Source organism: Daejeonella sp. (genome assembly GCF_030695525.1).
Taxonomy (GTDB): Bacteria; Bacteroidota; Bacteroidia; order Sphingobacteriales; family Sphingobacteriaceae; genus Daejeonella.
In genome coordinates this window covers 18,114-31,635 of the sequence record NZ_JAUYSS010000067.1, presented here as the reverse complement: position 1 = coordinate 31,635, position 13,522 = coordinate 18,114, and the positions used below count along the sequence as shown (strand labels likewise).

Below are 13,522 nucleotides of genomic sequence, written 5' to 3'. Positions count from 1 at the left end.
ATCGGTTTAATGAAGGGTAAAATAAAACGGTTATAATTATCCAAATAAGGCTCCAGTGCCTAAATAATTTGCTTTTGGAAAGCAATACCTGTGTCTTATAGGCTGGTTCAGTCCTTTCCTCCGGAGTAGTTCAGGCAAGAAATTACGTTCTATTTCAAATTTTCGAATAGCCGGAAGCTACCTCCTCCGGCAAGGTTTATTTTACCCGATGCTGTTTTTCATTGGGACGGGCAGACCTGCAAAAGGACCATTTGCTATAATTCATTTTAAAATAGCCAAGCAAGATTTTATATCGAACACACATCAAATAACAAAGGCCGGAATTTTTCGGCCTTTGTTATTTGAAAATTTATCGTTTCTTTATTTACTGAATTCAGCAAAGTATTTATGGAATAGTGGAATAGTCTCAATTCCCTTGTAAAAATTAGCAATATCAAATTTTTCGTTCGGAGAATGAAGATTATCACTATCCAGACCGAAACCCATTAAAACCGTTTTAATACCCAGCTCCTTCTCGAATAATGCTACAATTGGAATGCTCCCTCCACCTCTGGTTGGAATCGGTTCCTTACCAAATGATTCAAGAATTGCTTTTTGTGCTGCCTTGTAGGCTATACTGTCAGTAGGCGTTACCACGGGTTCACCTCCATGGTGTGGTGTAACTTTAACTTTTACACTTTTGGGGGCAATACTTTCGAAATGATCTTTAAAAAGTTTTGTAATTTTATCAGATTGCTGGTTTGGCACCAGGCGCATAGAAATCTTTGCGAATGCTTTAGATGGCAGAACGGTTTTGGCTCCTTCGCCAATATAGCCACCCCATATACCATTAACTTCCAGAGTTGGACGGGTACCTGTTCGTTCAAGAGTGGTATAACCTTTCTCCCCCCATAATTCATCAACTTTCAAATCGATTTTATAATCCGACTCATTATAGGGTGCTTTGTTGAGCATTTCCCTTTCTTCTTTACTTAGGTCAAGCACATCATCATAAAAGCCGGGGATCGTAATATGATTGTTTTCGTCGTGCATTGAGGCTATCATTTTCGCCAGGATAGTAGCCGGATTCGCAACTGCACCCCCATAAACACCTGAATGTAAATCTCGGTCCGCACCAGTAACCTCCACTTCTACATAAGATAGTCCACGTAATCCGGTTTCCAATGAAGGATGTTCCAAACTTATCATAGAAGTATCTGAAATCAACACCACATCCGCCTTCAAGCGCTCCTTATTCTGATTAACAAAAATTCCTAAGTTGCTTGAACCAACTTCTTCCTCCCCCTCAATCATAAATTTAATATTACACGGGAGTGAGTTTGTACGCATCATCAGTTCAAAAGCCTTCACATGCATATAAAACTGTCCCTTGTCATCACATGAACCACGTGCATAGATCTTTTCATCCCGAATTGTCGGTTCAAAGGGAGGGGTATGCCATAGTTCAAGTGGATCAGGTGGCTGAACATCATAATGTCCATACACTAAAACCGTTGGAAGCGAATTATCGATAATTTTTTCGCCATATACTATTGGATAGCCTGCTGTTGCACAAATTCCAACAGTATCGGCACCAGCAGATTTTAACTTTTCAGCAACGTATTCCGCAGTTTTTAGCATTTCAGCTTTAAACTTTGGATCTGCACTTACGGATGGAAATCTCAACAATTCAAATAACTCATCCAGAAAACGCTGCTTATTTTCGCTCACATAGGATCTAATATCTTGCATATAATTGGTTTTTATACAAAGATATGAATCTATGCTTAGTCATGAATCAATGTATGAAAAAATCAATCGGAGATTAACTTAATCTCCATTAATCAAATACTAAAGGGATGATCCAAAAGCGAATTTTTATCGATTCAATTCAAATCAATCCCAATTTGCAAGACGTTTGTCGCTGATATCAACTGACCTGTTGTACTTTTCATTTTGCTCAATTTTTACATTCTCTTCCTTGGAATTTGTATTTCCAACAACTGTGAAACCTAATGATATAAAACCTGCTACCGATAATGAAATGATAATTTTTTTCATGATAATTAATTTTTTGTCCCTGAAATTTGTCAGGTCTGATGAATGATCTTTTTATAATAAATTTTTCTTCCTGCTTTACCTAAATTTTACTGAACATGAGGTATTTTCAGAAAGGTAAACTATGGCTGAGGTTCGGTAATATCCCAATCACCACAACCACGGCATGCCACACCTTTTTCTGTTTTGATCAATGATTTTTCAGATGGAACTGCCAGTTCATCTTTTTCACAAGCACTAAGTAATACTGTTCCTAAAACAGCAACTGTTAATAATAACTTTTTCATAAGTATGGGGTTTTTTGTTTATAAATTATTTTGTAATGTCAATAGAATCTATTAAAAATCAGGTTTAAATAAAAATTAATCGCTGCCTGTAATTGTTTATTTTTTTTTAAACTTACTCCTAAATATGGTGATGAATATGTTGAACCTGGTATTAATACTTATAAGCTTTTTCATTTATACTCCAGGTATTCAAAAAAGTTCTATAAATTTAAAGATAAGTTCTGACACTAGTACAGTTATTAAGCTTAATAGTCAGGCCTTTAGATCCCGCTTAACAGACCCGGACATCACAATTTCAGAAGCTAAAAAAGCCCTTGCCTTAGCTGAACAAATCAATTATATCAATGGAATTGCAGAATCCTATCGTGTAATAGGAGTCGGAAATAGTTATAAAAATTCAATTGAAGCAGCAATTGATAACTATTTAAATGCCCTAAGCTATTTCAAGCAAACCAATAATCTGGAAGGAGAGGCTAAAGTTTATAATAATATAGGGAATCTTTACCGGGGTATCGACTATAATAAGTCATTAGAAAACTTTGAAAAATCTTTAACGATAGCCACAAAACTCAACATTAAAGATTTAATAGCAGGCCTTAAGTTAAATATCGGTACAGCTTATCAACAACAACAAAATTATTCGAAAGCATTGACGTATTACCAGGAAAGCCTAAGCATGTTTGAGAACCTGGACAATAAAATAGGAATCATTCAAAGTCATCAAAATCTCGGGGTACTTTACTTAAATCTGAGAGACTTTAATAGTGCAGAAAGCCATTTGATTAATGCCTTGAAAAAGTCGAAGGAAGAAAAATTAAATAACTCAATTGCAGCAATTAACTTAACCCTTAGCTCTGTCCATATTGCACAAAGCAGGTACGAAGAGGCTGAAAAAACAATTGAGGAAGGTTTAAAGTATGCCGAACTACTACAGGATTCTAAGCTCATACACAACTATACCCTAACCTCCTATGAGCTTGAGAGTAAACGTAAAAACTATTTTCAAGCCTTAAATTATTTACGTAAAGCCTATCGGGTAGATAGTGCCCGATACGTGAATAATGTATCTGACAAAATCAGACTCCTTCAGGCACAACATGTTCAGCTTGAAAAGCAGAAAGAAAATGAACTGACAATTGCCCGACAAAAAAATACCCGGGTATTTCTTTGGGCAAGTATTGCGATTGCAATAATGGCATTTTTTGTCATTTTCCTATTAGTGAAAATCGTCGGCAAGTCTGCTAATAATAATAGAGAACTAAGCCGGCTAAATCTCGAGATTTCAAAACAAAAAGATGATTTGGATACAATCAATCAGAATCTCGAAGAAATTATTGAAGATCGGACCAGAGATATAAAGATTAAAAATAAAAAATTATCGGAATATTCCTCTCACCTGTCTCATCAGATCAGAAGTCCTGTAGCAACATTGAAAGGGCTCATGCTTTTGGATAAGGATAATTTAATTGAACGGGATGAACTGCTTGAACAGATTGGAAAATGTGTTTATGATCTTGATGATAAGATTATCAATATGAATGAGAATCTCAATAACCCTCAAAAATCAAGTTTGATGAGCGATGAATAATCTTTTGTCTTCTTCAGCGATAAAATCAGATTTTATCAAAACAATTAATTGCCTGATTAGACATAAGTATTTAACACCAAGCCTTAATCTCAAATCTCTTTCTTAATTTAGCAGACAAAAACAGGAGTACATTTTGGATTATTTAGACGGATTAAATCCTTCTCAGCGGGCGGCAGTTGAACAGATAGAGGGACCAGTGATGATAGTTGCCGGTGCGGGATCCGGAAAAACACGGGTAATTACTTACCGTGTAGCTCATCTCATCAGAAAGGGAGTTGACCCATTCAATATTCTGGTATTAACATTCACAAATAAGGCTGCGAAAGAAATGCGGGAACGTATTATGAAAGTAGTCGGTTCAGAGGCCAAAAACATCTGGATGGGCACCTTTCACTCGGTATTCGCAAAACTCCTTAGGGTTGAAGCTGCAAAAATTGGTTATCCATCCAATTTTACTATCTACGATACCGATGATAGTAAGAGTCTTATCCGAACTATCCTTAAGGAGAAACAATTAGATGATAAATTATATAATGCCAATTTCGTCTATAACCGGATATCCTCATCTAAAAACAATCTTATTTCTCCGGCCGAATATCTCAATAACGAACATATTCAGGCTGAGGATTTTTCAACAGGTCGCGGGAATTTAGGCGAAATCTATCAAATATATACTCAGCGTTGTTTTAAAGCTGGTGCAATGGATTTTGATGATCTGCTTTTTAAAACAAATGTTCTGTTGCGGGAACATCCGGAAGTGCTGTATAAATACCAGAATAAATTTAAATACTTAATGGTTGATGAGTACCAGGATACTAATTTCTCTCAATACCTTATTGTCAAAAAACTGGCAGCGAACAATGAAAATATCTGTGTAGTTGGAGATGATGCCCAAAGTATTTATGCATTTCGGGGGGCTAATATTCAAAATATTCTAAATTTTGAAAAAGACTATCCTGACCTGAAAGTATTTAAACTTGAACAAAACTACCGCTCAACCAAAAACATTGTCAGTGTTGCAAATAGTATTATTGCAAATAATAAAAATCAACTCAAAAAGTCAGTCTTTTCTGAAAATGAAGAAGGAGATAAAATCAAGGTTTCGAGGGCATTTAGTGATAATGAAGAGGGCAAAATTGTCGCAGAGGCCATCGCACAGGAACAGGCCCTGAAGGGGTCAAAATATCATGACTTTGCTATACTCTATCGCACCAATGCTCAATCAAGAGCAATGGAAGAAGCGCTCCGAAAACTGAACGTACCTTACAAAATTTATGGAGGACTTTCATTCTATCAGCGTAAAGAAATAAAGGATCTGATTGCTTACTTCAGACTCACTTTCAATCCAAATGATGAAGAGGCCCTTAAAAGGGTAATTAATTATCCGCGACGCGGGATTGGAGATACTACGATTGAACGGATCATGATTGCAGCTGATCAGTATAACCTGACCATGTGGGAAGTCATTTGTGATGCTCCAAAATACCTTGATTCAAGAAGTTCAGCTTCTGTCGCAAATTTCGCTTCTTTGATACAAAGTTTTCAGGTGATGACTAAAACGCATTCTGCCTATGATACAGCCTTGCATATTGCCCAACATTCCACCCTCCTTAAAGATCTTTATTCTGATAAATCTGTTGAAGGTTTAAGCAGGTATGAAAATATCCAGGAACTTCTAAATGGTATCAAAGAATTCAGCGAACGTGAAGATATTGAAGAAAAAGGCCTTGATATCTTTATGCAGGATATAGCCCTGCTCACCAATGATGATAATGACAAGAACCCTGATGCAGATACCGTATCATTAATGACCATTCATTCGGCAAAAGGACTGGAGTTTGACAATGTATTTGTAGTTGGTCTCGAAGAGAACCTCTTCCCCTCCCAGATGTCATTGAGTTCACGAGCAGATCTGGAGGAAGAGCGCAGACTTTTTTATGTTGCAATAACCCGGGCAGGTAAAAAACTAATGCTCTCCTATGCCACATCACGTTACCGATGGGGGACTTTGACCAGCTGTGAACCCAGCAGGTTTATTGAAGAAATTGATGCCCGATATCTTGAACTCGAGTTCAAATCCAATACCAAAACTGCAGGCAATTCACTTTTTGATGATGAAAGGTCGGCATGGCAACAAAAAGAAACATTTAGCAAGCCAAAACCCTCATCCCTTCCAAAGACTAGGTCCATACTTCCTAAAGCACACGTACCAAGTGAAGGATTCGCTCCATCGGATACTTCGGGTTTACAGATGGGCATGGAAGTTGAACATGAACGCTTTGGATTTGGTAAAGTAATCCATTTGGAAGGCAATAAACCCGACATCAAAGCAACTATATTTTTTAAAGATTTGGGACAGAAGCAATTATTGCTAAAATTTGCTAAATTGAAAATTATAAAATAAATTCAAAATCGCGATTTAGAGCTTAAAAACCGCATATTTAGGCCCGCGCCAACACATAATTACCATGACATTTGATTATAATACAACCCGGAAAAAATTAATTCTTGCCGAATATGGACGTAATGTCCAGAATATGGTTAAATATATTGTCGATCTTCCAACCAAAGATGAACGTAATCGCTATGCTCAGGTTGTCATAGACCTTATGGGTTTTTTAAATCCACACTTACGTGATGTGGCTGATTTCAAACATAAACTATGGGACCATTTACACATTATCTCTGATTTTAAAATCGATGTAGACTCACCTTATCCAAAACCATCTGAAGATGCCATTCGTTTTAAACCTGCGCCATTGTCTTATCCGCAACAAAGGATAAAATATAAACATTACGGAAAAACCGTAGAACTGATGATCAGCCGGGCTAAAAGTATTGAAGATCCTGAACGAAAACAGGCTATGGTTCAATCCATTGCCAATTTCATGAAAATGGCATATGTTACCTGGAACAAAGACAGCGTTGCTGATGAAACCATTATCAAAGATTTGCGTGAAATGTCAAATGGTGCTTTACAATTAGAAGAAAATGTTAACCTGCAACGTGTAGAGGTCAGACAAGCTCCAAGTGCCAGCCGTCAAAGGAATACCAATCAAAATAAAGGAAGGCAAAATAGCAGCAACAGAAATAACTCAGGCTCAAACCGCCAGAGGAGTAATAATACTGGTGGAAAAAGATATTAAAGAATACTTTTTTCTTCTTGATTTAAAGAATTAACCAATTCAATAACACTTATTTATTAAGGAAGGCTTGTTTTTGTAAATTAGCTTTTTCGCTAAATAATAATACCATTAAAACCCTTTACACTAAAGATGAATGCATTTGAAATTGTTGGTGGCAAACCTTTAAAAGGGGAAATTATACCTCAGGGCGCAAAAAATGAAGCATTACAAATCATTTCAGCCGTTCTCTTAACTGAAGAAAAAATAACAATCAGCAATATTCCGGATATTAAAGATGTAAATAAACTGATCGAGTTAGTTTCAGATCTTGGGGTAAAAGTTGAACGCATCAATCAGGACACCTACACTTTCGAAGCTTCAAAAATCAATCTTGATTTTTTTCAATCAGAGGTATTCAGAGCAAAGGGCGGTAGTTTAAGGGGATCGATCATGATTGTTGGACCCCTATTGGCACGTTTCGGAAAAGCAGCAATTCCAAAACCCGGTGGCGACAAAATTGGAAGAAGACGTCTTGACACCCACTTTCTTGGATTTGAAAAGCTGGGAGCCAAATTCATTTATGACAAAAAAACAAACTTCTTTAACGTTGATGCCAGTAACCTGAAAGGTGCCTATATCTTATTGGATGAGGCTTCAGTTACAGGAACAGCCAATGTGGTTATGGCCGCCGTTCTTGCTAAAGGAGAGACAACAATTTATAATGCAGCCTGCGAGCCTTATCTGCAGCAATTATGCAAAATGCTCAACCGGATGGGCGCTAAAATTACCGGTATTGGCTCTAACCTCCTGAAAATTGAAGGCGTCAAAAAACTTGGCGGGACTGAACACAGGCTCTTACCGGATATGATTGAAATTGGCTCATTCATTGGATTGGCGGCTATGACTGAATCTGAAATCACTATCAAAAATGTCCATTATGAGGAACTAGGTATGATTCCTGAAGTTTTCCGAAAACTGGGTATTAAATTTGAATTGAGAGGTGACGATATTTTCATCCCATCACAGAAACATTACGAAGTTGATACGTTTATTGATGGTTCAATTATGACCATTGCCGATGCCCCATGGCCGGGATTTACGCCGGATTTACTTAGTATCATGCTGGTAATAGCTACCCAGGCCAAAGGAAATGTCCTGATTCATCAGAAAATGTTTGAAAGCCGCCTATTCTTTGTTGATAAACTGATTGACATGGGCGCCCAGATTATTTTATGCGATCCTCACCGCGCAACAGTAATTGGTCTGGATAAAAAAGTAAATCTTCGTGGAATTGAAATGACTTCCCCTGATATCAGGGCAGGCGTTTCATTACTCATCGCGGCTCTTTCTGCACAGGGTACATCCATAATTTATAATATCGAACAAATTGAACGTGGATATCAGAACATTGATGGACGACTTAAGGCATTGGGAGCTGATATAAAACGGATAAATGTCACTAACCAAACAGGGCATTAATTATTAAATAAGCTACTCAAACTTAACACCCTTAGTGCAGAATTTTGATTTGTTCTTCACATCTTTTCACGTTCTCAATTTTGGGTTTAATTACACTCCAAAAGTAATGCTCTTCGTAAAATAAACTATATTAATAGTACATTATTCGTACAATGGATAGAATAAGGCATAAAAGTGCATACCCGCTTACATAAATTTCATTCATGAATATCGTCATCATCGGGAATGGTATCACAGGAATAACCTGTGCACGGAATATCAGAAAGCTGGATTCCAAGGCTTCTATTACTTTAATCTCGGGAGAAAGCGATCATTTCTTTTCACGTACCGCTTTGATGTATATCTACATGGGCCACATGAAATTTGAACATACCAAGCCTTATGAAGATTGGTTTTGGATTAAAAACAGAATAAATCTAATCAGGGCATATGTTAAAACCCTGAATGCAATTGATAAAATACTTGTCCTCGAAAATGGCAAACCTATTGCTTTCGACAAGCTGATCATTGCATGTGGTTCAAAACCTAATAAATTTGGATGGCCGGGTGAAAACCTCCATGGAGTTCAGGGACTTTACAGTATTCAGGATCTTGAACAAATGGAGAGAAATACCCAAAATATTTCATCCGCAGTTATTGTAGGCGGAGGATTGATTGGTATTGAAATGGCGGAGATGCTTCATAGCAGAAAAATACCTGTTACTATACTTGTTCGCGAGAAATTTTATTGGAATAATATCTTACCCAAAGAAGAAGCAGAACTGATTGGTAAACATATGGCCGGACACGGAATAGTTCTTCGTCTTAATACTGAGCTTGAAGAGATTATTTCCGATAATCAGGATCGTGTGGCAGGAGTACTCACAAGCACAGGCGAAAAATTTGAATGCCAGTTTGTTGGGCTCACGGCTGGCGTAAAACCGAACATCGGTTTCCTTATGGAAAATGAACTGGAAACTGACAGAGGAATTCTCATTAATGAATACTTAGAAACCAGTGTCCCGGATGTATATGCTGCTGGTGATTGTGCCCAGTTTCGTAATCCAAAACAAGGTGAACCAGCTATCGAACAATTATGGTATACCGGAAAAATGCAGGGAGAAACGTTGGCAAAAACTATTTGCGGAGATAAATCTGTCTACAATCGGGGCATATGGTTTAATTCGGCTAAATTCTTTGATATAGAATATCAGACATATGGGCAGGTTCTGCCTGAAATCAATGATCAGCAGAAAAGTTTTTATTGGGAACATCCTAATGGAAAACATGCCTTCAGGGCAAATTACAGTAATACCGATGAAAGTATATTAGGCTTTAATTTCATAGGCATCAGATTCAGGCAAGTTATTGCAGAAGAATGGATCAGGGAGCGCAAAACAATCGCTTTTGTAATTCAAAATCTGGAAAAAGGCTGGTTTGACCCTGAATTTTCCAAAACCTTTTACAAGGATATCTCACTTTCTTATTTTCAAGGTATAAAAGACGGCAATAATGAATAATACACATTTAAAATAAATGAAGGATATTTCACTTTCTATCGCCAGTCCATCTGCAGGCAGCCCTTTCCAAAAAGCAGGAGCTGCGCTTACTGCCTGTGCAATACTCTGCTCAATAATTGCCGCTTTCGGAGTTGGAAAGACCAATCCCCTGTTATTCTTTTTTCTGATTATCGGCTTATTCATTTCGGGAGGCCTATTCTATTCAATTCCCTATTTTAAGGCACAAGCCGGAATCAAAAATGATGGGATTATGCAAAATCCCCTGAGCAACCGGGGTGCAATTGCCTGGGGTATTGCGATATTAATGACCGGGTTTTATATCATCCTTTACTGGTTTCCTTATTATCTCGAAGGTCTTATCCGGACTATGGATCCATTAAGCATGATGCTTAGAAGTAAAGCGTCTGATCAATGGTTCTTATATGGTGCCTTCTATACCCTGGCCGTTCTTATCATGGGAATGCGCTTTATTGCAAAGTATAAATTCAGTCGTTATCACATCATAAGAACTATTTCAGTAATGTTTTTTCAGATGGGCTTTGCTTTCTTATTGCCTGCATTTCTATTAAAATTAAATCAGCCGGAATTTTACTTTTCCTACTTCTGGCCATTGAAATACTCCTATTTATTCCCGAATGATATAGATTATCTGATCCAATCAGGCAATCTGGGGGTATTTATGGTATTCTGGGGATTGGTTATGACATTCATCGCTACTCCAGTTCTAACCTATAAATATGGTAAACGATGGTACTGCTCATGGGTTTGCGGTTGTGGTGCCCTGGCCGAAACTTTAGGTGATCCTTACCGGCAAAATTCAGATAAATCCTTGAAAGCATGGAAAATTGAACGCTGGATGGTTCATTCCGTCCTTGTATTCATTGTACTCACTACAGCTCTGCTCTGGCTGAATTCGTGGAAAAGCGGAACAATTTTAGGTGATGCATCAGGCTTATTTTCTCAATGGTATGGATTCCTGATAGGCTCTGTATTTTCAGGGGTAATTGGAACCGGATTTTATCCAATTATGGGATCTCGTGTTTGGTGCCGCTTTGGATGCCCGATGGCAGCTATTCTGGGATTATTCCAGAGATTCAAATCGAAATTCAGAATTACGACAAATGGAGGACAGTGTATCTCCTGCGGGAATTGTTCAACTTACTGTGAAATGGGAATTGATGTCAGGGCCTATGCACAAAAAGGAGAGAATATAATCCGGGCTTCTTGTGTAGGTTGCGGTGTTTGTTCATCTGTTTGTCCGCGTGGTGTTCTGAAGTTAGAAAACCTGGAAGAGGAAGGCCGGTTTATTCCATATATCCGTCATGAAGACAGGAAATGAATCAGGACCAACAAAAACCATTAATTTATGTAATCATCCCTGCATTCAACGAAAGCAAATCGATAGGAAAGGTTATTGCTGATATCCCTGACATTGTCACTGAAATTATTGTAGTTGACAATGCTTCGACAGATCATACGGGGGAATTCGCTAAAGAACAAGGTGCCACCGTTTTAAGGGAAGACAGAAAAGGTTATGGATATAGCTGTTTAAAAGGCATGGACTATATCGGTAATAAAGCTAAAAAGAATGATATCATTGTCTTTTTGGACGGTGACTATTCTGACTATCCCGCTGAAATTGGAATGCTGATCTCTCCAATAATCTCATCCGGTTTTGATATGGTTATCGGATCAAGAGTATCTGGTAATAGGCAGAAAGGTTCCATGCTATTTCAGCAAATTGCAGGAAACTGGCTGGCCACAAAGTTGATTAAACTGTTTTTCAATGCCCAATTTACCGATCTGGGCCCTTTCAGGGCAATCACCTGGAATGCCTTGCATCAAATAAACATGCAGGATAAAACCTTCGGCTGGACTGTCGAGATGCAGGTAAAAGCAGCCAAGCTTAAACTAAAGTTTACCGAAATTCCGGTCAGTTACCGAAAGAGAATCGGTGTAAGTAAAGTTTCCGGTACAATAAAAGGTACAATTTTGGCCGGATATAAAATATTACTCACCATTTTTAAAAATATTTAATTTTTTTACTGCGGGTTTATGCTTGAACAGGGTATTGTAATACTTTATTACTTTTTCTTTTTTTTTATCATCCTCTTCAGCATTGGGCAGATGGCCTTGTTAATTACATTCCTTTTTAACAGAAAAAAAGAAAATCCATTTATTGAAAATTTCAAATTACCCCTGCTGACTGTTCAATTACCCGTATTTAATGAACGCTTTGTAATTAAACGATTACTGGATGCAGTGGAAGCATTAAATTACCCCAAAAGCCTCCTGGAGATTCAGATACTCGATGATTCTACTGATGATACTAAGACAATTGTTTCAAAAAGAATTGAAGAATTAAAGGAACTTGGCTTTAACATAGGGCATATACTCCGATCAAACAGGGAGGGGTATAAAGCAGGTGCATTACAAAACGGACTTTTCAGTGCTTCAGGTCAATATATTGTGATTTTTGATGCAGACTTTGTTCCACATCCGGATTTCCTGATCGATACACTGCCTTATTTCACTGAAGAGAAAATTGGAATGGTTCAAACCAGGTGGGGACATCTGAATGCAGGTCAATCCTTGCTGACCAGGGCACAGCGAACAGGACTGAACAACCATTTTATAATTGATCAGGAAGGAAGAAATAAAGGCGGATATTTTATAAATTTTAATGGTACTGCGGGAATCTGGAGAAAAGAGTGCATCCTCGATGCCGGTGGCTGGAAATCGGATACCCTTACAGAAGACCTTGATCTGAGTTTTCGTGCCCAGATTAAAGGATGGAAATTTAAGTATTGTCCAAACATAATCACACCGGCTGAATTACCGGACCGGATTAGCGCAGTACGTACACAACAATTTCGCTGGACAAAAGGAGGAGTTGAAACATCCAAAAAACTATTAGGAAGGCTATGGAAAGCTGAACTCAGCCTTGCTGTGAAATTATTTGGGAGCATACAGCTCCTGAATAATTTTATTTATGCCTTTATTTTAATTAGTGCTTTAATAAGCGTTCCCCTGATGTTTGTAAAAAACCTCTCAACAGAATTTATTCAGACCTTTAAATGGAATGCTATTATTACGGCAGTAATGCTGATAAACTTCCTGTATTGTTTTACTGCAATCTTAGTTGATAAAAAGAAGTTTATCTCTGCACTAATTGAAGTAATAACTGCATTCCCAATTGCCATGGTTCTTTCTTTGGGTATGTCATACCATAATACAAAGGCAATAATACATGGACTTATAGGAAAAAAGACCGCATTTATCAGAACTCCAAAGATCAGTGAGTCGATCGGAAAAAATCCCTACATACAGATACAGAATTATAAAAGTTTTACTCCTGAATTTCTTCTAAGTATTTACTTTCTATTTGCTGTTTTCTCGGATATTTACTTCAGGGATTTCGGATTTCTAATCTATCATGTTTTAATGCTTTCAGGTTTTGGCTTTGTTATATGGAGTGCCTGGACTGAAGCATCCGAGAATTAATCT

Annotated in this window: 11 protein-coding genes; 8 read left to right on the top strand and 3 right to left on the bottom strand. The window is 37.6% G+C overall.

Annotated features, from left to right (window positions below; all coding sequences use genetic code 11):
• Positions 1–360: 360 nt before the first annotated feature.
• The 3 genes from Q8S11_RS15540 to Q8S11_RS15530 form a co-directional block, all read right to left on the bottom strand.
• Positions 361–1,731, bottom strand: coding sequence for a dipeptidase (locus tag Q8S11_RS15540; protein WP_305663044.1), 1,371 nt, complete (start codon positions 1,729–1,731; stop codon positions 361–363).
• Between the two features lie 144 nt (positions 1,732–1,875).
• The gene (locus tag Q8S11_RS15535) at positions 1,876–2,040 is read right to left on the bottom strand and encodes a hypothetical protein (protein WP_305663043.1); all 165 of its coding nucleotides are present in this window, start codon (positions 2,038–2,040) and stop codon (positions 1,876–1,878) included.
• Between the two features lie 119 nt (positions 2,041–2,159).
• Positions 2,160–2,324, bottom strand: coding sequence for a hypothetical protein (locus Q8S11_RS15530; protein WP_305663042.1), 165 nt, complete (start codon positions 2,322–2,324; stop codon positions 2,160–2,162).
• A 136-nt stretch (positions 2,325–2,460) separates the two neighbouring features.
• Between Q8S11_RS15530 and Q8S11_RS15525 the strand changes: the two genes are divergently transcribed.
• The 8 genes from Q8S11_RS15525 (at position 2,461) to Q8S11_RS15490 (ending at position 13,519) form a co-directional block, all read left to right on the top strand.
• Positions 2,461–3,912: a tetratricopeptide repeat protein gene (locus Q8S11_RS15525; RefSeq protein ID WP_305663041.1), complete on the top strand. Its 1,452-nt coding sequence runs from the start codon at positions 2,461–2,463 to the stop codon at positions 3,910–3,912.
• A gap of 133 nt (positions 3,913–4,045) precedes the next feature.
• Entirely contained in the window at positions 4,046–6,316 is a 2,271-nt protein-coding gene (locus Q8S11_RS15520) for an ATP-dependent helicase (protein ID WP_305663040.1), read from the top strand.
• 64 nt (positions 6,317–6,380) lie between these two features.
• On the top strand, positions 6,381–7,058 hold the full coding sequence (locus Q8S11_RS15515; RefSeq protein ID WP_305663039.1) for a DUF4290 domain-containing protein: 678 nt from the start codon (positions 6,381–6,383) through the stop codon (positions 7,056–7,058).
• A 129-nt stretch (positions 7,059–7,187) separates the two neighbouring features.
• Positions 7,188–8,516, top strand: a complete 1,329-nt coding sequence (murA, locus tag Q8S11_RS15510; RefSeq protein ID WP_305663038.1) for a UDP-N-acetylglucosamine 1-carboxyvinyltransferase — start codon at positions 7,188–7,190, stop codon at positions 8,514–8,516.
• Positions 8,517–8,719: 203 nt separating this feature from the next.
• Positions 8,720–10,015: an NAD(P)/FAD-dependent oxidoreductase gene (locus Q8S11_RS15505; RefSeq protein WP_305663037.1), complete on the top strand. Its 1,296-nt coding sequence runs from the start codon at positions 8,720–8,722 to the stop codon at positions 10,013–10,015.
• Between the two features lie 16 nt (positions 10,016–10,031).
• On the top strand, positions 10,032–11,354 hold the full coding sequence (locus Q8S11_RS15500) for a 4Fe-4S binding protein (protein WP_305663036.1): 1,323 nt from the start codon (positions 10,032–10,034) through the stop codon (positions 11,352–11,354).
• Complete coding sequence (locus Q8S11_RS15495) at positions 11,351–12,052, top strand: glycosyltransferase family 2 protein (protein WP_305663035.1); 702 nt, start codon at positions 11,351–11,353, stop codon at positions 12,050–12,052. Before Q8S11_RS15500 ends, Q8S11_RS15495 begins: the two co-directional genes overlap by 4 nt.
• 90 nt (positions 12,053–12,142) lie before the next feature.
• On the top strand, positions 12,143–13,519 hold the full coding sequence (locus Q8S11_RS15490; RefSeq protein ID WP_305663034.1) for a cellulose synthase family protein: 1,377 nt from the start codon (positions 12,143–12,145) through the stop codon (positions 13,517–13,519).
• Positions 13,520–13,522: the final 3 nt, after the last annotated feature.

Coding starts and splice junctions, on each gene's coding strand:
- Q8S11_RS15505 (WP_305663037.1), top strand. CDS start 8,720: ATGAATATCGTCATCATCGGGAATGGTATCACAGGAATAACCTGTGCA.
- Q8S11_RS15540 (WP_305663044.1), bottom strand. CDS start 1,731: ATGCAAGATATTAGATCCTATGTGAGCGAAAATAAGCAGCGTTTTCTG.
- Q8S11_RS15500 (WP_305663036.1), top strand. CDS start 10,032: ATGAAGGATATTTCACTTTCTATCGCCAGTCCATCTGCAGGCAGCCCT.
- Q8S11_RS15525 (WP_305663041.1), top strand. CDS start 2,461: ATGTTGAACCTGGTATTAATACTTATAAGCTTTTTCATTTATACTCCA.
- Q8S11_RS15515 (WP_305663039.1), top strand. CDS start 6,381: ATGACATTTGATTATAATACAACCCGGAAAAAATTAATTCTTGCCGAA.
- Q8S11_RS15495 (WP_305663035.1), top strand. CDS start 11,351: ATGAATCAGGACCAACAAAAACCATTAATTTATGTAATCATCCCTGCA.
- Q8S11_RS15530 (WP_305663042.1), bottom strand. CDS start 2,324: ATGAAAAAGTTATTATTAACAGTTGCTGTTTTAGGAACAGTATTACTT.
- Q8S11_RS15490 (WP_305663034.1), top strand. CDS start 12,143: ATGGCCTTGTTAATTACATTCCTTTTTAACAGAAAAAAAGAAAATCCA.
- murA (WP_305663038.1), top strand. CDS start 7,188: ATGAATGCATTTGAAATTGTTGGTGGCAAACCTTTAAAAGGGGAAATT.
- Q8S11_RS15535 (WP_305663043.1), bottom strand. CDS start 2,040: ATGAAAAAAATTATCATTTCATTATCGGTAGCAGGTTTTATATCATTA.